21 protein-coding genes and 3 rRNA genes are annotated in these 26,778 nt (G+C 67.2%); 20 read left to right on the top strand and 4 right to left on the bottom strand.

Annotated features, from left to right (window positions below):
- Nucleotides 1-38: 38 nt before the first annotated feature.
- Nucleotides 39-746, bottom strand: a complete 708-nt coding sequence (locus tag SACCYDRAFT_RS16660) for a DNA alkylation repair protein (RefSeq protein WP_005457894.1) — start codon at nucleotides 744-746, stop codon at nucleotides 39-41.
- Between the two features lie 125 nt (nucleotides 747-871).
- Here SACCYDRAFT_RS16660 and argC point away from each other — a divergent pair, with 125 nt between their 5' ends.
- The 9 genes from argC to SACCYDRAFT_RS16615 all read left to right on the top strand — a co-directional run bounded on the left by argC (nucleotide 872) and on the right by SACCYDRAFT_RS16615 (nucleotide 10,033).
- Nucleotides 872-1,900 (top strand): N-acetyl-gamma-glutamyl-phosphate reductase, encoded by a 1,029-nt coding sequence (gene argC, locus SACCYDRAFT_RS16655; protein WP_005457891.1) that lies wholly within the window; start codon nucleotides 872-874, stop codon nucleotides 1,898-1,900.
- A 31-nt stretch (nucleotides 1,901-1,931) separates the two neighbouring features.
- Nucleotides 1,932-3,083 carry a bifunctional glutamate N-acetyltransferase/amino-acid acetyltransferase ArgJ gene (gene argJ, locus SACCYDRAFT_RS16650; protein WP_005457889.1) on the top strand — a complete coding sequence of 384 codons (1,152 nt, stop codon included), beginning with the start codon at nucleotides 1,932-1,934 and terminating at the stop codon, nucleotides 3,081-3,083.
- Entirely contained in the window at nucleotides 3,080-4,009 is a 930-nt protein-coding gene (gene argB, locus SACCYDRAFT_RS16645; RefSeq protein ID WP_005457887.1) for an acetylglutamate kinase, read from the top strand. The genes argJ and argB overlap by 4 nt, the downstream gene beginning before the upstream one ends.
- A complete protein-coding gene (locus tag SACCYDRAFT_RS16640; protein ID WP_005457886.1) occupies nucleotides 3,999-5,186 on the top strand; it encodes an acetylornithine transaminase in 1,188 nt (395 codons plus the stop codon). Before argB ends, SACCYDRAFT_RS16640 begins: the two co-directional genes overlap by 11 nt.
- 1 nt (nucleotide 5,187) lies before the next feature.
- A complete protein-coding gene (argF, locus tag SACCYDRAFT_RS16635; RefSeq protein WP_005457884.1) occupies nucleotides 5,188-6,114 on the top strand; it encodes an ornithine carbamoyltransferase in 927 nt (308 codons plus the stop codon).
- Nucleotides 6,111-6,668, top strand: a complete 558-nt coding sequence (locus SACCYDRAFT_RS16630) for an arginine repressor (RefSeq protein ID WP_005457883.1) — start codon at nucleotides 6,111-6,113, stop codon at nucleotides 6,666-6,668. Before argF ends, SACCYDRAFT_RS16630 begins: the two co-directional genes overlap by 4 nt.
- Nucleotides 6,661-7,866 carry an argininosuccinate synthase gene (locus tag SACCYDRAFT_RS16625; protein ID WP_005457881.1) on the top strand — a complete coding sequence of 402 codons (1,206 nt, stop codon included), beginning with the start codon at nucleotides 6,661-6,663 and terminating at the stop codon, nucleotides 7,864-7,866. The genes SACCYDRAFT_RS16630 and SACCYDRAFT_RS16625 overlap by 8 nt, the downstream gene beginning before the upstream one ends.
- Before the next feature lie 84 nt (nucleotides 7,867-7,950).
- A complete protein-coding gene (gene argH / locus SACCYDRAFT_RS16620; protein ID WP_005457877.1) occupies nucleotides 7,951-9,345 on the top strand; it encodes an argininosuccinate lyase in 1,395 nt (464 codons plus the stop codon).
- Between the two features lie 64 nt (nucleotides 9,346-9,409).
- Nucleotides 9,410-10,033, top strand: coding sequence for a DNA-3-methyladenine glycosylase (locus SACCYDRAFT_RS16615; protein ID WP_005457876.1), 624 nt, complete (start codon nucleotides 9,410-9,412; stop codon nucleotides 10,031-10,033).
- Between the two features lie 10 nt (nucleotides 10,034-10,043).
- Here SACCYDRAFT_RS16615 and SACCYDRAFT_RS16610 read toward each other — a convergent pair whose 3' ends face one another.
- Nucleotides 10,044-10,850, bottom strand: a complete 807-nt coding sequence (locus SACCYDRAFT_RS16610) for a nucleotidyltransferase domain-containing protein (protein WP_005457875.1) — start codon at nucleotides 10,848-10,850, stop codon at nucleotides 10,044-10,046.
- 59 nt (nucleotides 10,851-10,909) lie between these two features.
- Here SACCYDRAFT_RS16610 and tyrS point away from each other — a divergent pair, with 59 nt between their 5' ends.
- The 4 genes from tyrS (at nucleotide 10,910) to rrf (ending at nucleotide 17,673) form a co-directional block, all read left to right on the top strand.
- Nucleotides 10,910-12,184, top strand: a complete 1,275-nt coding sequence (tyrS, locus tag SACCYDRAFT_RS16605) for a tyrosine--tRNA ligase (RefSeq protein ID WP_005457874.1) — start codon at nucleotides 10,910-10,912, stop codon at nucleotides 12,182-12,184.
- Nucleotides 12,185-12,641: 457 nt separating this feature from the next.
- Nucleotides 12,642-14,164 (top strand): 16S ribosomal RNA (locus tag SACCYDRAFT_RS16600).
- Between the two features lie 185 nt (nucleotides 14,165-14,349).
- Nucleotides 14,350-17,479: ribosomal RNA gene (locus SACCYDRAFT_RS16595) — 23S ribosomal RNA — on the top strand.
- A gap of 76 nt (nucleotides 17,480-17,555) precedes the next feature.
- Nucleotides 17,556-17,673 (top strand): 5S ribosomal RNA (rrf, locus tag SACCYDRAFT_RS16590).
- The 16S, 23S and 5S rRNA genes sit together here, the layout of an rRNA operon.
- A gap of 64 nt (nucleotides 17,674-17,737) precedes the next feature.
- Here rrf and SACCYDRAFT_RS26970 read toward each other — a convergent pair.
- Nucleotides 17,738-18,514, bottom strand: coding sequence for a hypothetical protein (locus SACCYDRAFT_RS26970; RefSeq protein ID WP_232283692.1), 777 nt, complete (start codon nucleotides 18,512-18,514; stop codon nucleotides 17,738-17,740).
- Nucleotides 18,515-18,610: 96 nt separating this feature from the next.
- Here SACCYDRAFT_RS26970 and SACCYDRAFT_RS26965 point away from each other — a divergent pair, with 96 nt between their 5' ends.
- From SACCYDRAFT_RS26965 to steA, 7 genes are all read left to right on the top strand, one after another.
- Nucleotides 18,611-19,249, top strand: coding sequence for a tetratricopeptide repeat protein (locus SACCYDRAFT_RS26965; protein WP_005457872.1), 639 nt, complete (start codon nucleotides 18,611-18,613; stop codon nucleotides 19,247-19,249).
- Complete coding sequence (locus SACCYDRAFT_RS16575; protein ID WP_005457871.1) at nucleotides 19,249-20,253, top strand: HAD-IIA family hydrolase; 1,005 nt, start codon at nucleotides 19,249-19,251, stop codon at nucleotides 20,251-20,253. The genes SACCYDRAFT_RS26965 and SACCYDRAFT_RS16575 overlap by 1 nt, the downstream gene beginning before the upstream one ends.
- A gap of 50 nt (nucleotides 20,254-20,303) precedes the next feature.
- Entirely contained in the window at nucleotides 20,304-20,519 is a 216-nt protein-coding gene (locus SACCYDRAFT_RS16570; protein ID WP_043536581.1) for a hypothetical protein, read from the top strand.
- A gap of 2 nt (nucleotides 20,520-20,521) precedes the next feature.
- Nucleotides 20,522-21,352 carry a TlyA family RNA methyltransferase gene (locus tag SACCYDRAFT_RS16565; RefSeq protein ID WP_005457870.1) on the top strand — a complete coding sequence of 277 codons (831 nt, stop codon included), beginning with the start codon at nucleotides 20,522-20,524 and terminating at the stop codon, nucleotides 21,350-21,352.
- Nucleotides 21,349-22,272 carry an NAD kinase gene (locus SACCYDRAFT_RS16560; protein WP_005457869.1) on the top strand — a complete coding sequence of 308 codons (924 nt, stop codon included), beginning with the start codon at nucleotides 21,349-21,351 and terminating at the stop codon, nucleotides 22,270-22,272. The genes SACCYDRAFT_RS16565 and SACCYDRAFT_RS16560 overlap by 4 nt, the downstream gene beginning before the upstream one ends.
- A gap of 35 nt (nucleotides 22,273-22,307) precedes the next feature.
- Complete coding sequence (gene recN / locus SACCYDRAFT_RS16555; RefSeq protein ID WP_005457868.1) at nucleotides 22,308-24,131, top strand: DNA repair protein RecN; 1,824 nt, start codon at nucleotides 22,308-22,310, stop codon at nucleotides 24,129-24,131.
- Nucleotides 24,132-24,240: 109 nt separating this feature from the next.
- On the top strand, nucleotides 24,241-25,425 hold the full coding sequence (steA, locus tag SACCYDRAFT_RS16550; RefSeq protein WP_005457867.1) for a putative cytokinetic ring protein SteA: 1,185 nt from the start codon (nucleotides 24,241-24,243) through the stop codon (nucleotides 25,423-25,425).
- A 55-nt stretch (nucleotides 25,426-25,480) separates the two neighbouring features.
- Here the strand turns inward: steA and aroA are convergent, their stop codons facing one another.
- A complete protein-coding gene (gene aroA, locus SACCYDRAFT_RS16545; RefSeq protein WP_043537348.1) occupies nucleotides 25,481-26,755 on the bottom strand; it encodes a 3-phosphoshikimate 1-carboxyvinyltransferase in 1,275 nt (424 codons plus the stop codon).
- Nucleotides 26,756-26,778: the final 23 nt, after the last annotated feature.

Raw genomic sequence — 26,778 nt, 5'->3', positions numbered from 1 at the left:
CGGGTGTGTGTGGCCGTCCGCGTGGGTGGGCGGCCACCTCAGCGTCGGTGTCTGAGCGCCTCTCGGCGCGACAGCGGTGAGAGACCGGGATGGTTCGCCACGAAGACCTCCACCCAGTCGGGATCGGTCCTGGCGTACTGCCGAAGAGCCCAGCCGATGGCCTTGCGGAGGAAGAAGTCGGGATCGGCGAGGTTCGCCTCGATGCAGTCGGTCAGCAGGGCTGTGTCCGTGTCGACTCCCGACGCGTTCTGACTCAGAACGGCGACGCGGCGCTTCCACCGGTCGGGATCGCGGGCCCAGCTCCGCAGGACCGGAGCCACGGAGGCGAAGTCGGCTCTGAGGAGCGGGCCGATACGGTTGACGGCGATCTCGTCGACGAAATCCCACCACGCGCCTGTGGCGACCAGATGTTCGTAGAGGGGCAGTAGGTCCGGAGTCTGCCACCGGGCGTAGGCGCGGTGGCCGGTGAGGTCGAGTGCGAGATAGCGTTCCTCGCGGTAGGTGGCGTGGTCCCACAGTTCGAGTACGGCGCGCTGCCAGCTTTCTCGGTCGGGCAGAGGCGACTCGCGCATGATCTGGCGCGCGAGCCGGTGTCGTTCCGGCTTCTGCACGCCTAGGAACGGCATGGCAGACCTCATGTAGCGCTGCATGGCAGGCGCCTTCTCGGGGTCGGCGAGTTCGGCCAGTCCCTTGCGGACGGCGGTCACCACAGGGGTGCTGTCGTGCGGTCTGTCCTGCTCGTGCATACGTCACCCGTTCCGGGAACTGTGGGTGGGAGATCGCGTCGATAGTATCGAACACATGAGCGAATCCCCAGTGAAGAACACCCCTCGTCTTGATTGGATTTGCATAGTCATGCATAATCATTCGCATGACGGTGAAGGCAGCGGTGGCCGGTGCGACCGGCTACGCGGGTGGAGAGTTGTTGCGACTCCTGCTCGCGCACCCGGACATCGAGATCGGTGCGCTCACGGCCGCGAGTAGCGCGGGCACTCCGTTGGGGCAGCACCAACCGCACCTCGGGCCGCTGGCCGACCGTCTTGTCCAGGAGACCACAGCCGAGACGCTGGCGGGGCATGACGTGGTGTTTCTCGCCCTGCCTCACGGCCACTCCGGTGGTATTGCCGCCCAACTCGGAGACGAGGCGCTCGTGATCGACCTCGGCGCCGATCACCGGTTGACGGACGCGTCCGACTGGGAACGGTGGTACGGCAGCGAGCACGTCGGTACCTGGCCCTACGGGCTTCCCGAGTTGCCGGGTGGTCGAGAGTCTCTCCGAGGCACGACTCGTGTTGCGGTGCCGGGTTGCTTCCCGACAGGCGGATCGCTCGCATTGGCGCCCGCGTTCGCCGCCGGGCTGCTCCGGCCGGAGGTGACGATCGTCTCGGTGACCGGTACCTCGGGTGCGGGCAAGAGTCTGAAGCCGCACCTGCTCGGGTCCGAGGTGATGGGCTCCGCGAGCGCGTACGGCGTCGGGGGAGCGCACCGGCACACACCCGAGTTCGTCCAGAACCTCAGCGCGGTCGCCGGTCGCCCCGTGACCGTGTCCTTCACGCCTGTGCTCGCCCCGATGCCGCGCGGCATTCTCACCACTGCCAGTGCCCCGCTCGCCGGGGACGTCGCCCACGACACGGTACGGAGTGTCTACGAGAAGGCCTACGGCGACGAGCACTTCGTCTCGGTGCTGCCGGAGGGAGTGTGGCCGACGACGGCCGCCACGGTCGGGTCCAACATGGTGCTGCTCCAGGTGGCGGTGGACGTCGACGCAGATCGCCTCGTCGTGGTGGCCGCGCTCGACAACCTCACCAAGGGCACGGCGGGCGCGGCCGTGCAGTCCATGAACATCGCCCTCGGTCTCCCGGAGACCGCCGGGCTGCCGATGACAGGAGTCGCCCCATGATGTCCGTTCCCGGCTCAGCGGAGGCAGGAGCATGACGGTCACCACGCCCCGCGGATTCCGCGCCGCCGGTGTCGCCGCGGGACTCAAGAGCAGCGGAAAACCGGACGTCGCACTGGTCGTCAACGACGGTCCGTCCGACGTGGCCGCGGCCGTGTTCACCACCAACCGGTGCAAGGCGAACCCGGTGCTGTGGAGCGAGCAGGTGATGGCTGACCGCAGCGCGAGGGCGGTGGTGCTCAACTCCGGTGGTGCCAACTGCTACACCGGCCCGGCAGGTTTCCAGACCACCCACGCTTCGGCGGAGCTGGTCGCTCAGCAGCTGGGCTTCGGAGCCATCGACGTCGTCGTGTGTTCCACCGGGCTGATCGGTGAGACACTCGATCGCGATGCGTTGAACGCGGGTATCGAGGCGGCTGCCGCGAAGCTGTCGGCAGACGGTGGTGTTTCGGCGGCGGAAGCGATCATGACCACCGACACGCACAGCAAGCAGGTCGTGCGAGAGGGCAGGGGTTACACGATCGGAGGCATGGCGAAGGGCGCGGGCATGCTCGCACCCGCGCTCGCGACGATGCTGGTCGTGGTGACCACGGACGCGGCGATCGACGCCGAGACCGCGGACAGGGCATTGCGCACTGCCACCCGCGAGACCTTCGACCGGCTGGACTCCGACGGCTGCATGTCGACCAACGACACCGTGTTGCTGATGTGCAGCGGCGCGTCCGGGGAGACTCCGGACGCCGACGAGTTCACGTCGTTGCTGACAGAGGCCTGTCATGATCTCGCACAGCAGTTGCTTCGTGATGCGGAGGGCTCCGAGCACGACATCGAGATCCAGGTGGTGAATGCGGCCACGGAGGACGACGCGCTCGTGGTCGGCAGGGCCATCGCCCGCAGCAACCTCTTCAAGACCGCAGTGTACGGAAAGGACCCGAACTGGGGCCGGATTCTCGCCGCGGTCGGCACGACCGACGCCGTGTTCGAGCCCTCGGCATTGGACGTCGCGTTCAACGGTGTGTGGATCTGCCGTGGGGGCGAACCGGGTGAACCCAGGGACACCGTGGACCTGTCCGGCCGTGAGGTCACGGTAACCGTGGACCTCAAGGCTGGGCGGCAGTCGGCGACGATCTGGACCAACGACCTGACCCACGCTTACGTGCACGAGAACTCGGCGTACTCGACATGACGGACAAGCACTCCATCGTTCCGGTCGACGAACGGCTCGCCGCCGCCGCGGAGAAGGCGAGCGTGCTGATCGAGGCGCTTCCGTGGTTGCAACGCTTCCACGGCGCCACGGTCGTCGTGAAGTACGGCGGAAACGCGATGGTCGACGACGAACTGAAGCGGGCCTTCGCGCAGGACATGGTGTTCCTTCGGATCGCGGGTCTGCGTCCGGTCGTCGTCCACGGCGGTGGCCCACAGATCACCGCGATGCTCGACCGCCTGGGAATCAAGGGCGAGTTCAAGGGCGGCCTCCGGGTGACGACGCCCGAGACGATGGATGTCGTGCGCATGGTGCTGGTCGGTCAGGTGAGCCGGGAGCTGGTCGGCTTGATCAACGCCCATGGCCCTTACGCTGTGGGGATCTCGGGGGAGGACGCCCGCCTTTTCACCGCGGAACGCAAACAGGCCACGGTGGACGGTGAGCCTGTCGATGTCGGCCTGGTCGGCGAGGTCGTCGATGTGAACCCGGATGCGGTACTCGACATCGTGAACGCGGGTCGGATCCCGGTGGTGTCCACGGTGGCGCCGGACACGGACGGTGTCGTCCACAACGTCAACGCCGACACAGCGGCCGGAGCGCTCGCCTCTGCCCTGCGGGCTGAGAAGTTGGTGGTGCTGACCGACGTGGAAGGCCTCTACGCGAACTGGCCCGACCGCTCCTCGCTGGTGGATCGCATCGACGCCGACGAACTCGAAAACCTTCTGCCGAGCCTGGCGAGCGGAATGATCCCGAAGATGGAAGCGTGCCTGCGGGCCATCCGAGGCGGGGTGCGCCGCGCACACGTGATCGACGGGCGACTCGCGCACTCCGTGTTGCTGGAGGTCTTCACGTCGCGCGGCGTCGGAACCATGGTGGTACCGAGCAAGGGGGTTGACGATGTCCAATGAGGACGCTCAAGCACGGTGGCGTTCCGTGATGATGAACAACTACGGCACCCCGGCGGTGAACCTCGTCCGTGGTGAGGGCGCCGTGGTGTGGGACGCCGACGGCCGGCGATACCTCGATTTCGTGACGGGCATCGCCGTCAACGCACTCGGGCACGCCCATCCCGCCGTGGTGTCGGCCGTGACGAGGCAGATCGCGACGATCGGGCACACGTCGAACCTCTACCTCAACGAACCCGCGCTGACGCTGGCGGAGCGACTGCTCGAGCTGTCGGGTGCCGGAGACGGCAAGGTGCTCTTCTGCAATTCCGGTGCTGAGGCTGTGGAGGCGGCGTTCAAACTGGCTCGGCGTACGGGCAGGAGTACGGTCGTCGCCACTGAGGGCGGCTTCCACGGGCGTACGATGGGTGCGCTGGCCTTGACCGGGCAACCGGCCAAGCGCGCGCCCTTCGAGCCGTTGGTTCCCGGAGTGCGGCACGTGCCGTTCGGTGACGTTCCCGCCTTGGAGCGGGCCATCGACTCCGACACCGCGGCTTTCGTCGTGGAACCCGTCCAGGGTGAGAACGGCGTCGTGGTCCCCGGCGACGACTACCTGAGGGCGGCCAGGGAGATCACCAGACGGCACGGTGTCCTTCTCGTCGTCGACGAAGTCCAGACAGGCGTCGGCAGGCTCGGAAGTTGGTTCGCATACCAGCAGACGGGCATCCAGCCGGACGTGGTGACGCTGGCGAAGGGACTCGGTGGTGGGTTGCCCCTCGGCGCGTGCCTGGCGTTCGGCGAGGCTGCGACGCTCTTCGAGCCGGGACAGCACGGTACGACGTTCGGTGGCAACCCGGTCTGCTGCGCCGCGGGGCTCGCTGTCCTCGACACCATCGCCGCGAACGGCCTGCTCGAACACACCGCTGCGCTCGGCAAGGAGATCTCGGCCGGCCTGGAACGTCTCGATCACCCCTTGGTGCGCACGGTGCGCGGCGCGGGCTTGCTGCTCGGTGTCGTGCTGAACAGCGCCGTCTCGGCGGGGGTCGCCGCAGCGGCACAGCGAGCGGGTTTCCTCGTCAACCCCGTCCAGCCCGACGTGGTCAGGCTGGCACCCCCGTTGGTCGTGAGCCAGGAGCAGGCCGACGCTCTGCTCGCCGCACTGCCCGCGGCCTTCGACGCCGCCACTTCGAAGGACGATTGACATGCCACGCCACTTTCTCCGCGACGACGACCTCACGCCCAGTGAGCAGGCCGAGGTGCTCGATCTCGCCGCCAAGTTGAAGCAACAGCCGTACGGCGACGCGCTTGCCGGGCCGAAAACGGTCGCGGTGATCTTCGAGAAGAACTCGACCCGCACCCGCTTCTCGTTCGAGGCCGGGATCAGCCAGCTCGGTGGCCACGCCGTGGTCGTCGACGGCCACAGTATGCAGCTGGGGCGTGAGGAGACCATCGGCGACACCGCTCGTGTCCTGTCCCGCTACACCGACCTCGTGGTGTGGCGCACGTTCGGTCAGGAACGGATCGACGAGTTCGCGGCAGCGGCCACGGTTCCCGTCGTGAACGCCCTCACCGACGAATTCCACCCCTGCCAGATCCTCGCCGATCTCTTCACCGTTCGTGAACGTAAGGGTGCGCTCGCGGGACTCACACTGACGTATCTCGGCGACGGTGCCAACAACATGGCTCATTCTCTGCTGCTGGGCGGTGTCACGGCGGGAATGCACGTCCGGGTCGCGGCGCCGGAGGGTTTCCACCCGCTTCCCTGGGTACTCGACGCGGTGGCGAAGCGCGCCGAGGAGACCGGTGGGAGCGCCGCCGTGTTCACCGACCCCCACGCGGCGGTGGACGGTGCCGATGTGGTGACCACGGATGCATGGACCTCGATGGGACAGGAAGGTGACGGCAAGGACCGGGTGACGCCGTTCCTGCCTTACCAGGTGAACACCGACCTGCTCGCCAGGACAGGCAAGGACACCATCGTGCTGCACGACCTGCCCGCGCACCGCGGCATGGAGATCACCGACGAGGTGATCGACGGACCCGCCAGCGCGGTCTGGGACGAGGCGGAGAACCGGTTGCACGCTCAGAAGGCGCTTCTGGTGTGGTTGCTGCGGCAGGAGCGACGATGACCACGCAGTCCCACCGATCTTCCGCCACGGGCGGAATGAACCGGGCCCGGCGTCACGCGAGGATCACCGAGCTGGTGTCGAGCATGGCCATCCGCAGCCAGACCGAGCTGGCGAAGCTGCTTGCCGCGGAAGGGATCGAGGTCACGCAGGCCACGCTGTCGCGGGACCTCGACGAGCTGGGTGCCGTGAAGCTCAGGGGCGCGGACTCAGGCGCCCCGGTCTACGTGATTCCCGAGGACGGGAGTCCCGTGAAAGGCGTGCAGGGAGGCACGACGCGGCTGTCGAGGTTGCTGGCCGAGTTCATGGTCTCGGCCGATGCCTCGGGCAATCTCATGGTGCTGCGCACCCCTCCGGGCGCGGCGCAGTTTCTGGCCAGCGCCATCGACAGGGCAGCGCTGGACGAGGTCGTCGGCTCGATCGCCGGCGACGACACGATCGCGGTGATCGCCAGGGAACCGTTGTCGGGCAAGGAGTTGGCCGAACGTTTCACCACGCTGGCACAGCGGTCGTCGAACGCGGACACGAACGTGAATGAGGAGAAGGACAATGACTGAGCGGGTGGTGCTCGCGTACTCGGGCGGGCTCGACACCTCCGTGGCGATCGGTTGGATCGCCGAAGAGACCGGTGCCGAAGTGGTGGCCGTCGCCGTCGACCTCGGCCAGGGCGGTGAGGACCTGGAGACCATCCGCAAGCGTGCGCTCGACTGCGGTGCGGTGGAGGCGGTGGTTGCCGACGCCCGGGACGAGTTCGCCGACGATTACTGCCTTCCGGCGCTGCAGGCGAACGCGCTCTACATGGATCGGTACCCGCTGGTGTCCGCGCTGTCCCGGCCGTTGATCGTCAAACATCTCGCCGAGGCGGCCAAGTACCACGGCGCCACCACGGTGGCGCACGGCTGCACGGGTAAGGGCAACGACCAGGTGCGTTTCGAGGTGGGCATCGGCGCGCTGGCCCCGGATCTGAACGTGATCGCCCCCGTGCGTGACTTCGCGTGGACCCGCGAGAAGGCGATCGCCTACGCCGAGGAACGCAATCTTCCGATCGACGTCACGAAGAAGTCGCCGTTCTCCATCGACCAGAACGTCTGGGGTCGTGCAGTGGAGACCGGCATCCTGGAGGATCTCTGGAACGAGCCTCCGAAGGAGGTCTACTCCTACACGCAGGACCCGACCGTCCACTTCCAGGCTCCCGACGAGGTGGTCATCACCTTCAAGAAGGGCGTTCCGGTGGCGATCGACGGCAAGGAGGTCACCGTCCTGGAGGCGATCCAGGAGATGAACCGCCGGGCCGGAGCGCACGGCATCGGCAGGCTCGACATGGTCGAGGACCGGCTGGTGGGCATCAAGAGCCGCGAGGTCTACGAGGCCCCGGGCGCCATCGCGTTGATCACGGCGCACCAGGAGCTGGAGAACGTCACGGTCGAGCGTGATCTGGCGCGCTTCAAGCGGCAGGTGGAACAGCGTTGGGGTGAGCTCGTCTACGACGGTCTGTGGTTCTCGCCGTTGAAGGAGGCGCTCGACGGTTTCGTCGCCAAGGCCCAGGAACACGTGTCGGGTGACATCCGGATGATCCTGCACGGTGGCAACGCGACGGTCACCGGCCGGCGCAGTGACGAGTCGCTGTACGACTTCAACCTCGCCACCTACGACGAGGGCGACACGTTCGACCAGTCGCTGGCCAAGGGCTTCGTACAACTGTGGGGTCTGCCCAGCAAGATCGCCGCCAAGCGGCAGCAGAGCAAGAGCAACTGACGCGACGTCACGACAACGGTGGGGCCACTCGGCACGGTGGGTGCGGGTGGCCTCACCGGTACCGGCAGCCCGGGAGGGGACACGATGAAGCTGTGGGGTGGACGGTTCGCTGAGGGACCGGCCGAGGCGATGGCGGCGTTGTCCGCGTCGACCCACTTCGACTGGCGGCTGGCGCCGTACGACATCGCGGGCTCGCGGGCCCACGCCCGCGTGTTGCATCGTGCGGGTCTGCTGACCGACACCGAGCTCGACGACATGCTCGCCGCGCTCGACCGGCTCGCCGAGGACGTGGAGTCGGGTGAGTTCACCCCGACCGTGGCCGACGAGGACGTGCACACCGCGCTGGAGCGAGGGCTGCTGGAGCGTGCGGGTGAGGAGCTCGGGGGGAAGCTGCGGGCGGGCAGGTCGCGCAACGACCAGGTGGCCACGCTGTTCCGTATGTGGCTGCGTGACGCCGCGCGGCGCGTGACGTCCGGCACCCTCGATGTCGTGGACGCACTCGTCGCGCAGGCCATCAGCCATCCCGATGCCGTGCTTCCCGGTCGCACCCACCTCCAGCACGCCCAACCGGTGCTGCTCGCGCACCACCTGCTCGCCCACGCGCAGGCGCTCGTGCGTGATCTCGGCAGGTTGCGCGACTGGGACGCGCGCGCGGCCGAATCACCGTACGGGTCGGGCGCGTTGGCCGGGTCGTCGCTGGGCCTCGATCCGGAGGCCGTGGCGCACGAGCTGGGTTTCCCCACTTCGGTGGACAATTCGATCGACGGCACGGCGTCCCGTGACTTCGCGGCCGAGTTCTGTTTCGCCGTCGCGATGCTCGGCGTGAACCTCTCGCGGATCGCCGAGGAAGTCATCATCTGGAACACCGCCGAGTTCGGCTATGTGACTCTCGATGACGCGTGGGCCACCGGCAGCTCGATCATGCCCCAGAAGAAGAATCCGGACGTGGCCGAGCTCACCAGGGGTAAGGCCGGGCGGTTGATCGGCAACCTCACCGGTCTGTTGGCCACCCTGAAGGCGCAGCCGCTGGCCTACAACCGGGATCTGCAGGAGGACAAGGAACCGGTCTTCGATTCCGTGGACCAGTTGGAGCTGCTCCTGCCCGCGATCGCGGGAATGATCGGCACGCTGACGTTCCACACCGACCGGCTCGCCGAATTGGCTCCGGCCGGGTTCACGCTCGCCACCGACATCGCCGAGTGGCTGGTCCGCCAGGGTGTCCCCTTCCGGCGTGCCCACGAAGCAGCGGGGGAGTGCGTGCGCGTCGCCGAGGGGCGGGGTGTGGGACTGGACGCTCTCACCGACGACGAGTTCGCCGAGATCCATCCGGCACTGACGCCGGAGGTCCGCGCGGTGATCACCGTCCAGGGTTCCGTGGCGTCCCGCGACTCCCGTGGGGGGACGGCTCCGGACCGCGTCACCGAACAGCGGGAACGGCTGGAGGCTCGGCTGGCCGAGCTGCGTGCGTGGGCGCGGTAGGGAACACCGCCCATTACCCTGGTCGCGGCGAGTCGGCGAGGGGAGCGCGGTGACGGACGAGGTTATGACACGACGAGTGGTCCGTCGTGAGGAACTTGCGATCGACCCGGTGGACCTGGCCCTGAGCCTGTTGGGCTGTGAACTCGAGTCACGCAGCGATCAGGGCACGGTCCGGGTCCGTCTCGTGGAGGTCGAGGCGTATCGGGGCTTGGACGATCCAGCGTCGCACTGCTACCGCGGACGGACGCCGCGAAACGAGGTGATGTGGGGGCCTGCAGGGCACCTCTACGTGTATTTCGTCTACGGAATGCACTTCTGCGCGAACGTCGTGGGGCTCAACGACGGTGAACCCGGCGCGGTGTTGCTGCGTGCGGGAGAGGTGCTCGAGGGCAGGGAGCTGGCTCGCTCCCGCCGCCCGACGGCCCGCGGCGGCGGACTCGTGGCGAAGGGGCCCGCTGTCCTGACGTCCGTGTTGGGACTCGACCGCGCCCACAACGGGCTCGACCTCACAGACCCCGCCTCACCGGTTCGGCTGCTGGCCGGAGAGCCCGTAGGGGCGGAGGACATCCGGTCGGGGCCGCGCGTCGGTGTGGCCGCCGCCAAGGACGTTCCGTGGCGATTCTGGGTCGACGGTTCGCCTGCCGTCAGCACGTACCGACGCAACGGGCGCGCCCGGCGCCGGACGTGACCGGACATGCTCAGGTCCTTGGCGCCTTCAGCCCGTGTATCGCCGCGTACTCCGTGACGAGCCAGGGGCCGAGGTCGTCGAGGAGCGTCCGGAGCACGCCCGCGTCGGCGGGTGAGCCGAGGCCGGTCGCGACCGCGAGCCGGAACTGCCCGGCTCGTTCGGGGTAGTAGCGCCCCGCGATCTCGGCTGTGCACTTCAGATCACTGGTCCAACCACCCCAGCGCGGCATCACGAGCGTGAACGCCGTGCGTGCGAGACGTCGGCCGACGCTCCGGCCGAGTGCCTTGCGGTCGGCCTCCGTCATGGCCTGCCGGGCGCGTGCCCGCCACCGGGGGAGCAGCAGACCGAGGTCGCCGTTGGTCTCGCGAGCGAGCAGCGACGTGGGCCGGTACCGGGGCAGGAGTGCTGCGAGGTCGTCGCCGATCAGAGGGGTGCACAGGCACGCGACGAAGAACCCGCCGTCGTATCGTTCGCGGTCGCTGAGCAGGTCCGGTGCGGAGGCGAGGCCGACGGCAGCGCCGGCGATCTGGGGGAAAGCACGGTCGAGTTCCTCCTCGACTGCCCGGGCGTTCCCGCGGTCGGTGTCGACAGGTTCGTGCCGCAGCGCCAGGAACAGGTCGAGGTCCGACACCCCGGGTGTCGCCGTACCTCGGGGTACGCTGCCGTACAGGTACGCGCTGTGCAGCCGGTCCGGCCCGAAGGCGGCGGTGATCCGAGCCCGCGCCGCTTCCACCACGGGTCGGAACATGGCGGGCACCCGCGAGAGCGCACCCTCGCGAGCGATCGTGCCGTCCGGTCTCAGGCCTCGGGACTCCACCGGAGCAGTATGGTCGTCCCCCGGACCGTGGTGTTCCGCGAGGTGGGGACAATGGGCACGTGAGCGAGCACATTCTTGACGAGCTGTCCTGGCGCGGCCTGATCGCGCAGTCCACCGACCTCGATGCGTTGCGGCGAGATCTGGATGGCGGTCCGCTCGTCGTCTATACGGGCTTCGACCCGACGGCGCCCAGCCTCCACGCCGGTCACCTCGTGCAGATGCTCATGCTGCGACGGTTCCAGAACGCGGGCCACCGGCCGGTACTCCTCGCCGGTGGCGGTACCGGCCTGATCGGTGACCCGAGGGATGTCGGCGAGCGGGTGCTCAACTCCGAGGAGCAGGTTCGGGAATGGGCTGACCGGCTCCGCGGTCAGCTCGCCCGCTTCGTTGACTTCGACCATCCCGAGGTGCCCCCGATCGAGGTGAACAACCTCGACTGGCTCGGTTCGATGACCGTGCCCGTGTTCCTCCGTGACATCGGCAAGCACTTCTCGGTCAATACGATGCTCGCGCGGGAAACGGTCAAGCGCAGGCTCGAGGGCGAGGGCATCTCCTACACCGAGTTCAGCTACATGCTGCTCCAGGCGACGGACTACCGGGAGCTCTTCGAACGCTACAACGTCCGTCTCCAGATGGGCGGCTCCGACCAGTGGGGCAACATCGTGGCCGGCGTGGATCTCGTCCGCCGGGTGCACGGCGCGCAGGTGCACGCGTTGACGACGCCGCTGATCACGGATTCCGAGGGGCGCAAGCTGGGCAAGTCGACCGGCGGCGGCAACGTGTGGCTCGACCCGGAGATGACGTCGCCGTACGCGTGGTACCAGTACTTCCTCAACCTTCCTGATGCCGATGTCGTGCGCTGCCTCAAGCTGCTGACCTTCCTCGACGCCGACGAGATCGGGGAGTTGGAAACGGCGACGCGGGAACGGCCGGCGGCGCGGCAGGCGCAACGTCGGCTCGCGGAGGAGCTGACCGATCTCGTGCACGGTCCCGAGCAGACACGGCAGGTCGTCGCCGCCAGTCAGGCACTGTTCGGCCGCGGTGAGTTGCGGGAGCTCGACGGGGCCACGTTGGATGCGGTCATGGCCGAAGTACCCACGGGCGAGGTGAAGCTTGCCGATGGGCCCACGATCGTCGACCTCCTCGTCGCCGGAGGGCTGGTCGAGAGCAAGGGAGCAGCCCGCCGCACCGTGAAGGAAGGCGGTGCGTACGTGAACAACACCAAGATCGTCGATGAGGATTGGACGCCGGAGTCGTCGGATGCTCTACACGGTCGTTGGCTCGTGGTCCGCCGCGGCAAGAAGACTCTGGCAGGTGTCCGCGCGCGGCAGTGACCGCCGCGTCCGACAACCGATCCGGCGGAGGCCACTGATCACCGCGCGAAGCGGACAGCTCGGTGGCCTCCGCCGTTTCCGGCTCTGGCGGAGTGTCTGACCTGCGGAAACGTGGTTAGGGGACCCCCCTGTTTGAGTGGGTTTCAGGGGCGTGTAATCTTCTCTTCGTCGCCAGGGACGGCCGGGGCGAGCGGGTCAGACCCGAGAGGGTTTGACAGCGCGGAACGCACCGGGTAACGTTGCTGGTCGGTCCTCCAGGTGTGGGGCCACAATCCTGACTTGAAACCAGTTGGTTACGATGTTGGGGTGTGGCACGTCTGTGGGGTGCCAAAACACAATGTGTGTTGTTTGAGAACTCAACAGTGTGCTAGTGATTGTCATGCTAGTAGTGCTCTTTTGAGCCCCTTTTTTGTGGGTTTCTTTGAGATGACATGTGAGTCATCGGATTGACTGTTCATTGTTGGAGAGTTTGATCCTGGCTCAGGACGAACGCTGGCGGCGTGCTTAACACATGCAAGTCGAACGCTGAAGCCCAGCTTGCTGGGTGGATGAGTGGCGAACGGGTGAGTAACACGTGGGTAATCTGCCCTGTACTCTGGGATAAGCCCGGGAAACTGGGTCTAATACCGGATAGGACGCCTCACCGCATGGTGGGGTGTGGAAAGTTCCGGCGGTACAGGTTGAGCCCGCGGCCTATCAGCTTGTTGGTGGGGTGATGGCCTACCAAGGCGACGACGGGTAGCCGGCCTGAGAGGGTGACCGGCCACACTGGGACTGAGACACGGCCCAGACTCCTACGGGAGGCAGCAGTGGGGAATATTGCACAATGGGCGCAAGCCTGATGCAGCGACGCCGCGTGGGGGATGACGGCCTTCGGGTTGTAAACCCCTTTCGCCCGGGACGAAGCGCAAGTGACGGTACCGGGAGAAGAAGCACCGGCCAACTACGTGCCAGCAGCCGCGGTAATACGTAGGGTGCAAGCGTTGTCCGGAATTATTGGGCGTAAAGAGCTCGTAGGCGGTGTGTCACGTCTGCCGTGAAAACCTGCGGCTTAACCGTGGGCGGGCGGTGGATACGGGCATCACTTGAGTTCGGTAGGGGAGACTGGAATTCCTGGTGTAGCGGTGGAATGCGCAGATATCAGGAGGAACACCGGTGGCGAAGGCGGGTCTCTGGGCCGAAACTGACGCTGAGGAGCGAAAGCGTGGGGAGCGAACAGGATTAGATACCCTGGTAGTCCACGCCGTAAACGTTGGGCGCTAGGTGTGGGGTGCTGTTCACGCGTCCCGTGCCGTAGCTAACGCATTAAGCGCCCCGCCTGGGGAGTACGGCCGCAAGGCTAAAACTCAAAGGAATTGACGGGGGCCCGCACAAGCGGCGGAGCATGTGGATTAATTCGATGCAACGCGAAGAACCTTACCTGGGCTTGACATGCACCGGATCGCCTCAGAGATGGGGTTTCCCTTGTGGCTGGTGCACAGGTGGTGCATGGCTGTCGTCAGCTCGTGTCGTGAGATGTTGGGTTAAGTCCCGCAACGAGCGCAACCCTTGTCCCATGTTGCCAGCGGGTAATGCCGGGGACTCGTGGGAGACTGCCGGGGTCAACTCGGAGGAAGGTGGGGATGACGTCAAGTCATCATGCCCCTTATGTCCAGGGCTTCACACATGCTACAATGGCCGGTACAGTGGGTGGCGATACCGTGAGGTGGAGCGAATCCCTCAAAGCCGGTCTCAGTTCGGATCGCAGTCTGCAACTCGACTGCGTGAAGTCGGAGTCGCTAGTAATCGCAGATCAGCATTGCTGCGGTGAATACGTTCCCGGGCCTTGTACACACCGCCCGTCACGTCATGAAAGTCGGTAACACCCGAAGCCCATGGCCCAACCCTTCGGGGAGGGAGTGGTCGAAGGTGGGACTGGCGATTGGGACGAAGTCGTAACAAGGTAGCCGTACCGGAAGGTGCGGCTGGATCACCTCCTTTCTAAGGAGCTTGACTGCTCGTTAGAGCTTAGTGTGAACCGCTACTAGTGGTGGATGCCGGCCCGTGCCGTTGGGGTGCGGGGGTGTCGACCGGATCGCTGGCACGCTGTTGGGTTTTGAGGCAACACGCTGTGTTGTTTCTGGCGTGGTGTTTGAGAATTGCAGAGTGGGTGCGAGCATCTTTGTGGTCAAGTTGTGTAGGGCACATGGTGGATGTCTTGGCACTAGGAGCCGATGAAGGACGTGGGAGGCTGCGATAAGCCTCGGGGAGCTGTCAACCGAGCTGTGATCCGAGGATGTCCGAATGGGGAAACCCGGCACCCGTGATGGGGTGTCACCCGCCGGTGAATGTATAGCCGGTGTGGAGGGAACGCGGGGAAGTGAAACATCTCAGTACCCGTAGGAAGAGAAAACAACCGTGATTCCGTGAGTAGTGGCGAGCGAAAGCGGAAGAGGCTAAACCGTGCACATGGTGAAGCTGTCAGGCGTTGTGTGTGCGGTGTTGTGGGAGCCACTGTCCAGTAGCTGACACTGCTGGGGATGGTGTGTGTGGTTAGCGGAACACGTTGGGATGCGTGACCGGAGTGGGTGAGAGTCCCGTACGCGAAAACTGCATGGCATTGTCTTGGTGGTGTTCCCGAGTAGCAGCGAGCCCGTGGAATTCGCTGTGAATCCGCCGGGACCACCCGGTAAGCCTAAATACTTCCTAGTGACCGATAGCGGACGAGTACCGTGAGGGAAAGATGAAAAGTACCCCGGGAGGGGAGTGAAAGAGTACCTGAAACCGTGTGCCTGCAAGCCGTCAGAGCCCTGTGGGGTGATGGCGTGCCTTTTGAAGAATGAGCCTGCGAGTTAGTGCTGCGTGGCGAGGTTAACCCGAGTGGGGTAGCCGGAGCGAAAGCGAGTCTGAACAGGGCGTTGTAGTCGCGTGGTCTAGACCCGAAGCGGGGTGATCTACCCATGGCCAGGGTGAAGCGCCGGTAAGACGGTGTGGAGGCCCGAACCCACCAGGGTTGAAAACCTGGGGGATGAGCTGTGGGTAGGGGTGAAAGGCCAATCAAACTCCGTGATAGCTGGTTCTCCCCGAAATGCATTTAGGTGCAGCGTCGCGTGTTTCACATCTGGGGTAGAGCTACTGGATGGCCTAGGGGGCTTACCGGCTTACCGAAGTCAACCAAACTCCGAATACAGGTGTGTGAGAGCGCGGCAGTGAGACGGCGGGGGATAAGCTTCGTCGTCGAGAGGGAAACAGCCCAGAACACCAGCTAAGGCCCCTAAGTGTGTGCTCAGTGGGAAAGGATGTGGAGTCGCTGAGACAACCAGGAGGTTGGCTTAGAAGCAGCCATCCTTGAAAGAGTGCGTAATAGCTCACTGGTCAAGTGGTTCTGCGCCGACAATGTAGCGGGGCTTAAGCACACCGCCGAAGCTGTGTCATTCACACAGGTGATCGGCTCGGGTCCTTCGGGGCTTGGGTCCAGTCGTGTGGATGGGTAGGGGAGCGTCCTGCATCCAGGGAAGCAGCCGGGGAACCGAGTTGTGGAGGGTGTGGGAGTGAGAATGCAGGCATGAGTAGCGAATGCAGAGTGAGAATCTCTGCCGCCGGATGACCAAGGGTTCCTGGGCCAGGTTGTTCCGCCCAGGGTAAGTCGGGACCTAAGGCGAGGCCGACAGGCGTAGTCGATGGACAACGGGTTGATATTCCCGTACCCGCGTGTGTGCGTCCCTGGCGAGGCAGGTGAGACTAACCACCCGCCCTGCGCGTCCGCCCTTCGGGGTGGTGTGTGGGGTGCGTGGGACCTGATCCTGTAGTAGCCAAGCGATGGGGTGACGCAGGAAGGTAGCCCCGCCAGTCAGTGGTGATACTGGTGTAAGCGTGTGGCCCGCCCGGTAGGGAAATCCGCTGGGCTGTCTTGAATGACGAGGGTGAGGCGTGATGCATAGCCGTTGTGGCGAAGTAGGGTGATCCTCTGCTGCCGAGAAAAGCCTCTAGCGAGTGCGCGCGTGGCCCGTACCCCAAACCGACACAGGTGGTCAGGTAGAGAATACCAAGGCGATCGGGTGAACTGTGGTTAAGGAACTCGGCAAATTGCCCCCGTAACTTCGGGAGAAGGGGGGCCAAAACACCTGAAGCCCTGCGCGGGCTAGGGTGGGTTGGCCGCAGAGACCAGCGGAAAGCGACTGTTTATTAAAAACACAGGTCCATGCGAAGACGTAAGTCGAGGTATATGGACTGACGCCTGCCCGGTGCTGGAACGTTAAGAGGACCGGTTAGCCCCTTTCGGGGGGTGAAGCTGAGAATTTAAGCGCCAGTAAACGGCGGTGGTAACTATAACCATCCTAAGGTAGCGAAATTCCTTGTCGGGTAAGTTCCGACCTGCACGAATGGCGTAACGACTTTCCGGCTGTCTCAACCACAGGCCCGGCGAAATTGCACTACGAGTAAAGATGCTCGTTTCGCGCGGCAGGACGGAAAGACCCCGGGACCTTTACTATAGCTTGGTATTGGTTTTCGGTTCGGCTTGTGTAGGATAGGTGGGAGACTGGGAAGCAGCCACGCCAGTGGTTGTGGAGTCATTGTTGAAATACCACTCTGGCCGGATTGGGAATCTAACCTCGGACCGTGAGCCGGTTCAGGGACAGTGCCTGGTGGGTAGTTTAACTGGGGCGGTTGCCTCCCAAAGAGTAACGGAGGCGCCCAAAGGTTCCCTCAGCCTGGTTGGCAATCAGGTGTCGAGTGTAAGTGCACAAGGGAGCTTGACTGTGAGACCGACAGGTCGAGCAGGTGCGAAAGCAGGGACTAGTGATCCGGCACCTCCTGGTGGAAGGGGTGTCGCTCAACGGATAAAAGGTACCCCGGGGATAACAGGCTGATCTTGCCCAAGAGTCCATATCGACGGCATGGTTTGGCACCTCGATGTCGGCTCGTCGCATCCTGGGGCCGGAGTAGGTCCCAAGGGTTGGGCTGTTCGCCCATTAAAGCGGCACGCGAGCTGGGTTTAGAACGTCGTGAGACAGTTCGGTCCCTATCCGCCGCGCGCGTTGGAGACTTGAGGAAGGCTGTCCCTAGTACGAGAGGACCGGGACGGACGAACCTCTGGTATGCCAGTTGTTCCGCCAGGAGCATGGCTGGTTAGCTACGTTCGGAAGGGATAACCGCTGAAGGCATCTAAGCGGGAAGCCTGTTCCAAGATGAGGTCTCCCACCACCCTCGAGTGGGTAAGGCCCCCCAAAGACGATGGGGTTGATAGGCCAGACATGGACGCACAGCAATGTGTTTACGAGTGGACTGGTACTAATCGGCCGAGGGCTTGCCCACAAACATGCTACGCACCCACTCTGCAACTCTGAAACACCACCCCGGGAACACACCCGGCGTGATTGTTTCCCAGAGTTTCGGTGGTCACAGCGGTAGGGGAAACGCCCGGTCCCATTCCGAACCCGGAAGCTAAGCCCACCAGCGCCGATGGTACTGCACCCGAAGGGGTGTGGGAGAGTAGGACACCGCCGAACACAACCTCACCAGGGCCCGTCAGGGTTGGTCCAACGGCCAACACTGACGGGCCTTTCGGTATGTCTACGTCCATAGTGGTGTCCGTAGCCTTCCACAGCGTTGGTAATTCAGGTAGGAGAACGCGTGTCCGAGAACGGTCCGCGCGGCGAAGGTGACGACAGGAGGTCCGGTCGACCGGACCGTCGTGACCATGGTCCGCGCGAAGGGAACAGGAAGTTCGGTGAGCGCCGTGGCGCGCCGGGCCGCGAAGGAAAGAACGAGCGGAATCATCGAGGGCGCGACGGCCGAGACCGTCGGGAGGATCGTGGGTCCTTCGACCGGCGTGACAGTCGGGGACAGTACGACCGGCGTCGGGACGAGCGTGGGTCCTTCGATCGGCGTGATGACCGATCGGGTCGGGGCCGTGACGAGCGGCGTGGTGAGTTCCGCCGTGATGAGCGCCGCTCCTTCGACCGTCGCGACGAGCGCGCGGGCCGAGGCCGTGACGACCGTCGGGGATCGGACCGGCGTCGGGACGAGCGTGGGTCCTTCGGCCGGCGTGATGACCGATCGGGTCGGGGCCGTGACGAGCGGCGTGGTGAGTTCCGCCGTGATGAGCGCCGCTCCTTCGATCGCCGCGACGAGCGCGCGGACCGGGCGCGTGACGACCGCAGGACCGATCGGCGTCGGGACGAACGCGGCTCCTTCGACCGGCGTGACGAGCGCGCGGGCCGAGGCCGTGACGACCGTCGGGGATCGGACCGGCGTCAGGACGAGCGCGGGTCCTTCGACAAGCGTTCCGACCGGCGTGGACCAGACTCCGGTTTTCGCCGGGACGATCGCGGCCGCAGGCCGTCGCACGGTCGTCAGGGGCAGCACGAGAGAACGCGCCCAACACGTCGCGACGACGTCACCGCCGCCCGCGAGCTCCTTGCGGCTCCGGAACTGCCTGAGTCCGTGGACTTCGGCGACCTTGACATCGAGGCGCGGCGTGAGCTGCGTTCGCTACCGAAGGACCTGGCCGAGCGTATCGGTCGGCATCTCGTCGCCGCAGGCACACTCATCGACGAGGACCCCGAGGCAGCACTCGCGCACGCCCGGTACGCCAAGTCGAAGGCGTCGCGGATCGCTGTCGTACGGGAGGCGGTCGGGTTGGCGGCCTACCACGCCGGTGAATGGACGGAGGCGCTCTCCGAACTCCGCGCGGTACGACGTATGACTCGCACCGACATCCACGTCGCGGTGATCGCCGACGCGGAGCGTGCGCTCGGCCGTCCCGAACGGGCACTGGACGTCGCCAAGGAAACCGACACCTCCGCGCTGCCGAAGGAGGTCGAGATCGAGCTCAGGATCGTGGCGGCCGGAGCGCGGCGCGATCTCGGGCAACTCGACGCAGCCGTCGTGGCACTCCAGGGACCCGACCTCGACGCCGAGCGTCGCGAGCCGTGGAGTTTCCGGCTGTTCTACGCCTACGCGGACAACCTGGCCGCCGCCGGTCGCACGGAGGAGGCGGTGCAGTGGTTCCTCCACGCCGCAGAGGCCGACGTCGAGGAGGAGACCGACGCCGCCGAACGCGCCGCGGAGCTGGCGAACTGATGACGGAGACACTGCTCGACCGCCATGATGCGGTGCTGTTCGACCTCGACGGCACCGTGTACCACGGAACGCGCCCGATCCCGGGCGCGGCCGAGGCCATCGCCCACGTTCGCGAACGTGGCGGCAACGTGCGGTTCGTGACGAACAACGCGGCCAAGTCGCCGGAGGCGGTCGCCGAGCATCTCGTGCGGGTCGGGGTCGCGGCACAGCCAGCGGAGGTGAGCACCAGCGCCCAGGCAGCCGCCGCGTTGCTGCGTGAGCGCCTGCCTGCCGGGGCGGTGGTGCTCGTGGTCGGCACGGCCTCGCTCGAAGCGGAGGTGCGGTCCGTCGGTCTGCGGCCCACTCGGCAGTACGATCCCGAAATCTCCGCCGTGGTTCAGGGACACTCGCCCGACACATGTTGGAGCGACCTCGCGGAAGCCTGTCTCGCTGTGCGCGCCGGCGCGTGGTGGGTGGCATGCAACCTCGACACCACCCTGCCCGCCGAACGCGGCCAGCTCCCCGGAAACGGGTCCATGGTCGCCGCCCTCCGGGCGGCCACCGACTGTGAACCCGTTGTGGCGGGCAAACCCGAGGCTCCGCTGCTGCGGACGGCGGCGCGTTCCTCCGGTGCGACATCGGCTCTGGTCGTCGGCGACAGGCTCGACACCGACATCGCCGGTGCCGTCGCAGCCGGGTACCGCTCGCTCGTGGTCCTCACGGGAGTGGCGACGGCGCAGCGGCTGCTGGCGGCCGAACCCGGTGAACGGCCCGACTACCTGGCCGCCGATCTGACGGTGCTGACCCGGGAGGTGAGCGTGGCCGAACTCGAGATCGGTCCGCAGCCGGGGTGGCGAGTAACCGTGGAGGGCGCCGTGGCCACCGTGGAGAACACAGCGGCCGACGGCGATCGGCTCGGCCTGTTGCGTCACCTGTGCCACGTGGCCTGGTCGTCGCCCGTGTCGAGCGTGCGTGCGGCGGACCCACTGGCGGAGAAGGCGCTCGCCTCGTGGGACCTTGGCTGAATGTCCACGGGTTACGGCGAGTCGGCACCCGAATCGGTTAGCGTTGTGGAGTGCACGCAGAGACTGAACCCGCGCCACGGCCGGTTCCCGGGCCGCCTCCGGGAAGGCAGCCGCAGGAGCAGGCCGTCGATCCTGTCGCGGCCATCGACGGCGCCGTCGCCGCGCTCGACGATCTCGACGAGTTGCCACCCGCCGAGCATGTCGAGCGTTTCGACACCGTGCACACCGCGTTGTCCGTGGCGTTGTCCAGCATCGACAAGGTGTGATCGTGCCGCGTAGGGCTCGTCTTGACGCCGAACTCGTGCGCCGCGGCCTGGCCAGGTCGAGGGAACACGCCAACTCGCTCATCACGGAGGGGCGGGTGACGGTGCGCGGACTGGTGGCGAAGAAACCGGCGACCGGCGTCGAACCCGATGTCGCCATCGTGGTGCGCACCGACGACGACCCCGGCTGGGCTTCGAGAGGGGCGCACAAACTGCTCGGTGCGCTGGAGGAGTTCACGCCTCGAGGGCTGCAGGTCGAGGGACGGCGCTGTCTCGACGCAGGCGCCTCCACCGGAGGGTTCACGGATGTGCTGCTGCGCCACGGCGCGCGTTCCGTGGTCGCGGTCGACGTGGGTCGTGGACTGCTCGACTGGCGTCTGCGTACCGACGACCGCGTCACGGTGCTGGACAAGACCAACGTGCGCACGCTGACCCCGGACGCGATCGGTGGCGTGGTGGACCTCGTGGTCGCCGACCTGTCGTTCATCTCCCTCCGGCTCGTCCTGCCCGCGCTGGCGCAGTGCGCGGCGGCGGGAGCCGACCTGCTGCCGATGGTGAAGCCACAGTTCGAGGTCGGGCGGCAACGCCTCGGCAGTGGGGGAGTGGTGCGTGACCCCGACCTACGGGCGGAGGCAGTGGCGGACGTGCTCGCCGAGGCCACGGACCGCGGTCTGCGGACTCTGGGTGTCGTGGCAAGCCCGTTGCCGGGTCCGTCCGGCAATGTCGAGTACTTCACGTGGTTGCGCAAGGACACCCACAGGGGGGACAGTGACCCCGCCGAAAGACAGCGGCGCGACGAGCTGGTACGCACCGCGGTGAGGAAGGGGCCTTCGTGACCGAGTCCGGGCGCCGAGAGGTGTTGTTGATCGTCCATCCCGATCGGGACACGACACGCGACGCCGCGGGCGAGGTCGCGGTCCGGCTCGCCGCGGCCGGCATCGGGTTGCGCGTGCTCGACGACGAGGTCCGCAAGCTCGTGGAGCCACCCGACCGGGCGTTGCCGTGTGCCGTGGTGGCGCCGTCCGAGGATCCGGCACGGGGCGCGGAACTGGTGCTGGTCCTCGGTGGCGACGGAACCCTGCTGAGGGCGGCGGAGGTGGCGCGGCCCGCCGGTGTCCCGGTGCTGGGCGTGAACCTCGGGCGCATGGGTTTCCTCACCGAAGCCGACTACCACGCGCTGGGTGACACGGTGGACCGTGTGGTGGAGTGTCGCTACCGCATCGAGGAACGCATGACGGTGGACGTCACGGTGACGCTCGGAGATGCCGTGGTGGCGCGAACGTGGGCGTTGAACGAGGCGAGCGTCGAGAAGTGCTCGCGGGAACGCGTCCTCGACGCGCTGATCGAGGTCGACGGAAGGCCGGTGTCGTCGTTCGGCTGCGACGGTGTGCTGTGCTCGACTCCGACGGGCTCGACGGCCTACGCGTTTTCGGCGGGTGGCCCCGTGGTGTGGCCGGACGTGGAGGCGCTGCTGGTGGTCCCGAGCAACGCCCACGCGATGTTCTCGCGTCCACTCGTGGTGTCACGTTCGTCGGTGATCACCGTCCAGGTCGATCCGGACGGGTCACCCGCGGTACTGACGTGTGACGGGCTGCGGCACGTCGACCTGGACCCGGGTACCCGCGTACAGGTGGTGGCCGGTGAGGTGCCGGTGCGCCTGGCGCGGCTGTGGGACGGCCCGTTCACCGACCGGCTGGTGCACAAGTTCTCGCTGCCGGTCAAGGGATGGAGGGAGCGGCACGCCCGTCGCGGTTAGTCACTTTGCCGCGGGCTGTCGCTACGGTGGTTGGCGTGCTGGCCGAGATGCGTATCCAGGGCCTCGGAGTGATCGAGGAGGCCGCCCTCGAACTGCACCCCGGGTTCACGGTTGTCACCGGGGAGACCGGGGCCGGAAAGACGATGGTCGTCACCGGCCTGCACCTGTTGTCCGGTGGGCGTTCGGACGCCTCCAAGGTACGGGCGGGGGCGGCGAAGGCGATCGTGGAGGGGCGGTTCACCGACGTCGCGGGGGAGCAGGCTCTGAAGATCCTGTCCGACGCGGGTTCCGACGCCGACGAGGACGGCAGCGTGATCGCCGTGCGTTCGGTCAGCGCGGACGGTCGGTCGCGTGCTCACCTCGGTGGCCGTTCGGTGCCGGTGGGGGTGTTGGGGGAGCTGTCCGAGCAGATCCTGGCCGTTCACGGGCAGAACGACCAACTGCGGCTGTTGCGGCCCGCCGAGCAGAGAGCCGTGCTGGACCGGTTCGCGGGCGATTCCGTCGCCGAGCCGCTGACCGCCTACCGGCGGGTCCGGCAGGAGTGGCTCGCCGTGGCGCGCGAGCTGACGGAACGGCGTGCCCGGTCGCGGGAGCTGGCGCAGCAGGCCGACCTGTTGCGCCACGGCCTCACCGAGATCGAAGCCGTCGACCCGTCGCCTGGCGAAGACGTCGAACTGATGGAACAGGTCAGGCGGCTGGCCGCCGTCGACGAGCTGCGTGACGCCGCCACCGCGGCGCAACTGGCGATCGTGGGGTCGGCCGAGGGCGATCCCGATCTGCCGGGTGTGCTCGGACTGCTCGCCGAGGCCAGGCGCAGGCTCGGCACGGCCGAGGACTCCACGCTCCGGGACCTCGAGCCGCGACTGTCGGAGGCGTCGGTGTTGCTCGGCGAGGTGGGGCGCGAACTCACCTCGTACCTCGACACGCTCGACGCCGATCCGGAACGGCTGGAAACGATCCTCGCGCGGCAGGCGGAGCTGAAGAAGCTCACCCGCAAGTACGCGGCCGACGTCGACGGAGTGCTCGCGTGGGCGGACGAGGCACGGGCCCGGCTGGAGGGCATGGACACCTCGGAGGAGGCGCTCGAGAAACTCGCGGCGCGCCGGGACGCGCTGGCCGGTGAACTAGCGGAGTACGCCGCGCGCCTTTCGGCGGCGCGCCGGGCCGCTGCCGCCGAACTCGCGAAGCGGATCACCGGCGAGTTGGCGGGATTGGCGATGGGGCAGGCGACGGTCGAGGTCACGGTCCGAGGCAGAGAGGTGGATCCGGCCGAGAAGACGGCGTTGACCGTGGACGGGCGCACTCTCGCCGCCGGACCGGACGGCGTGGACGACGTGGAGCTGTTGCTGCGCGCGCACGCGAAGGCTCCTGCCCTCCCGGTGCACAAGGCGGCCTCGGGTGGTGAGCTCTCCCGGGTGATGTTGGCGACCGAGGTCGTGCTCGCCCACGCGGACACGGTGCAGACCCTGGTGTTCGACGAGGTCGACGCCGGGGTCGGAGGTCGGGCGGCCGTGGAGATCGGCCGCAGGCTGGCTCGGCTCGCGCGCACCCACCAGGTTCTGGTGGTGACCCACCTGCCGCAGGTGGCGGCATTCGCCGACCGGCATCTGGTGGTGGACAAGGGGACCGCGGACGGCGTGACACGCAGTGGAGTCCGCACGCTCGACGGCGACGAGCGGGTCACCGAACTGGCCCGCATGCTCGCGGGTCTCGACGACACGGCCACCGGCCGTGCGCACGCGGAGGAACTGCTGCACGCGGCCGAGGAGTTCAAGGAAACATCCGCCGTCCCGGCCCCGGTGGCGTCGTCGCGGCGGTCGGGCGGCAGCAAGCGGCGGCAGTCGGCGACCCCGACCTGACCCGGCCTGCCGCAGGCGTGCGGTCCGTGATCCTGCGTCCAGGTCATCCCGGGGTGTCGCCGCGGCGTGGCGAACCCGCGTCCACACCGAAGGTTGTCACCATCCCGGCATGAAACTCGCCGGCTTGTCGTCCCGTTCCACGCCCGCGCCGCCCGGTATCACCGGTACCGCGCGTGTCGACCGCCGGATCCGGGACGTCCTGAGGCGGGTCGGGCCCGGCGACATCGCCGTGATCGACTACGTGGACCTGGATCGGACGACTGCCGACGCGCTGGTGCGCGCGCAGGTCGCCGCTGTGATCAATGCGGCGCCGTCCATCTCGGGCCGTTACCCGAACCTGGGGCCGGAGGTGTTGTTGAAGGCCGGTATCCCGCTGGTCGACCATGTCGGCGGGGAGCTGCTGCATCGGGTCCGTGACGGCAGCAGGGTCCGGCTGCACGGGGGGAGTGTGTACGCCGGGCGCCACGAGGTCGCCAGGGGGATCGTGCAGACACCCGAGAGCGTCGCCGACCAGGTCGTCGAGGCTCGCGCGGGCATGTCCGCGCAGTTGGAGGCCTTCTCGGCGAACACGATCGAGTTCCTGCGCCGGGAACGCGGCCTCGTCCTCGACGGGGTGGGCGTGCCGGAGCTACGGGTGCCGTTGGCCGACCGGCACGTCGTGGTCGTCGCGTCCGGTGCCGGTCATGCCGAGGACGTCAGGGCGCTGAAGCGCTACGTCAGGCACCACAAGCCCGTGCTGATCGGTGTGGAACAGGCTTCGGACACGATGCGGAAGCTGGGCTTCGTGCCCGACATCGTCGTCGGCGACCCGACCATGGTCGAGGTGGGGACGTTGAAAGCCGCGTCCGAGATCGTCGTGCCCGCCCATCCGGACGGCCACGCACCCGGTGTCGAGCGCGTACACGACCTGGGAATCGGCGCCGTGACGTTTCCCGCGACGGCCAACCCGGAGGACCTCGCGCTGTTGCTCTGCGAAGCGAACGGTGCCGCTCTCGTGGTGACCGTCGGATTCCAGGCCACGTTGCGGGAGTTCCTCGACAGCGGCCGGTCGGGGTCGAACCCCTCCACGTTCCTGACGCGATTGAAGCTCGGAACGAAGATCGTCGATGGCAGGGCGGTCGCGGTGTTGCACCGCGCTCGGATGTCCGGGCTCGGGTTGCTTCTGCTGGGGCTCGTGGCCGTGGCCGCCGCCGCGGTGGCGTTGGCGCTCTCCGGCACCGCCTCGGTGCCCGCGGAAGAGGTGCCGCGATGGTGGAACGCGTTCGTCGACTGGTGCGCGGAGCTGTTCTCGTGAGGCGCCCCGGCCCAGCCCCGGGCGTGGTCCGAGGGCGGCGGAGAGCGCGTCCACCTCACCCGGCGTGCAGCACGCGTTCCCAGTCGGTGACGAAGCCCGGGTAGGTCTTGCCGACAGTGGCGGGGTTCTCCACGACGATGCCGGGGACTCGCAGGCCCAGCACGGCACCCGCCATCACCAGGCGATGGTCGTCGTAGGTGTGGAACACCCCGCCCCGCAAGGGCGTCGGCCGGATGCGCAGGCCGTCGTCGGTCTCGGTGACGTCACCGCCGAGTGCCGACAGCTCCGTGGCCAACGCGGCGAGCCGGTCGGTCTCGTGGCCTCGGAGGTGGGCGACGCCCCGGATCTCCGACGGGCCGTCGGCGAAGCAGAGCAGTGCCGCGACCACGGGGGTGAGCTCGCCCACCGCGTGCAGGTCGAGTACCGCGCCCGACACCGTGCCGCTGCCGGTGACGGTGAGACCGTCGGTGTCGAGCACCGCCTCGCCGCCCAGTTCGCGCACGAGGCTTCGCAGCCAGTCTCCCGGCTGCGTCGTCTCGGCGGGCCAGCCTGCGATGCGGACCCGGCCGCCCGCCAGCAGGGGCGCGACGACGAAGGGTGCGGCACTCGAGAGGTCGGGCTCCACGGTGTAGGTGTCCAGCGCGAGCGTGGCGGGCGGCACGTGGAACTCCGACCCGTCGCGCTCGGGAGCGGCGCCGAACCGGCGCAGCATGTCCAGCGTCATCGCGATGTGCGGCTCGCTCGGGGTCCTGCCTCGCAGCCGGACCGTGACGCCGCGCTCGAACGCAGGTGCGGACAGCAGCAGGGCGGAGAGGAACTGGCTGGACGCCGACGAGTCGAGTTCCACGGACCCGCCCTCCAGGCCGCCGTGTCCTCGGACCGTGAACGGAACCGCTCCGCGGCCGTCGTCGTCGATGTCGGCGCCGAGCGAGCTCAGTGCGTGCAACAGCGGGGCGACGGGCCTGCGCCGGATGGCGGGGTCGCCGTCGAAGTGGACGGTGCGGGAGCCGAGCGCGGCCAGCGGCGGGGTGAACCGGGCGACCGTCCCGGCGTTGCCGAGCGCTACCCGGACCTCGCCGTCACCGACGGTCATCGGTCGCACCCGCACGCCGTCCGGGGTCTCGGTCGACGCGGCGCCGAGGACGTCGAGCGCCCTCAGCATCAGCCGTGCGTCGCGGGAGTCCAGAGGCTCGCGCACAAGCGTCTCGCCGGACGACAGAGCGGCGAGCACGAAGGCGCGGTTGGTGATCGACTTGGAACCGGGAACCCGGACGTCGGCGTCGATCTCGTCGGAGGCCGTCGGCGCGGCCCAGGTGTTCTCCTCGCCCACGCCATCACTGTCCCACACGTGCG

This window comes from Saccharomonospora cyanea NA-134, from assembly GCF_000244975.1.
GTDB lineage: Bacteria > Actinomycetota > Actinomycetes > Mycobacteriales > Pseudonocardiaceae > Saccharomonospora > Saccharomonospora cyanea.
This window is presented reverse-complemented; position numbering and strand designations above follow the sequence as displayed.

Coding starts and splice junctions, on each gene's coding strand:
- SACCYDRAFT_RS16625 (WP_005457881.1), top strand. CDS start 6,661: ATGACTGAGCGGGTGGTGCTCGCGTACTCGGGCGGGCTCGACACCTCC.
- SACCYDRAFT_RS16660 (WP_005457894.1), bottom strand. CDS start 746: ATGCACGAGCAGGACAGACCGCACGACAGCACCCCTGTGGTGACCGCC.
- SACCYDRAFT_RS16630 (WP_005457883.1), top strand. CDS start 6,111: ATGACCACGCAGTCCCACCGATCTTCCGCCACGGGCGGAATGAACCGG.
- argF (WP_005457884.1), top strand. CDS start 5,188: ATGCCACGCCACTTTCTCCGCGACGACGACCTCACGCCCAGTGAGCAG.
- argC (WP_005457891.1), top strand. CDS start 872: ATGACGGTGAAGGCAGCGGTGGCCGGTGCGACCGGCTACGCGGGTGGA.
- SACCYDRAFT_RS16615 (WP_005457876.1), top strand. CDS start 9,410: ATGACACGACGAGTGGTCCGTCGTGAGGAACTTGCGATCGACCCGGTG.
- SACCYDRAFT_RS16640 (WP_005457886.1), top strand. CDS start 3,999: ATGTCCAATGAGGACGCTCAAGCACGGTGGCGTTCCGTGATGATGAAC.
- steA (WP_005457867.1), top strand. CDS start 24,241: ATGAAACTCGCCGGCTTGTCGTCCCGTTCCACGCCCGCGCCGCCCGGT.
- argB (WP_005457887.1), top strand. CDS start 3,080: ATGACGGACAAGCACTCCATCGTTCCGGTCGACGAACGGCTCGCCGCC.
- SACCYDRAFT_RS16575 (WP_005457871.1), top strand. CDS start 19,249: ATGACGGAGACACTGCTCGACCGCCATGATGCGGTGCTGTTCGACCTC.
- argH (WP_005457877.1), top strand. CDS start 7,951: ATGAAGCTGTGGGGTGGACGGTTCGCTGAGGGACCGGCCGAGGCGATG.
- argJ (WP_005457889.1), top strand. CDS start 1,932: ATGACGGTCACCACGCCCCGCGGATTCCGCGCCGCCGGTGTCGCCGCG.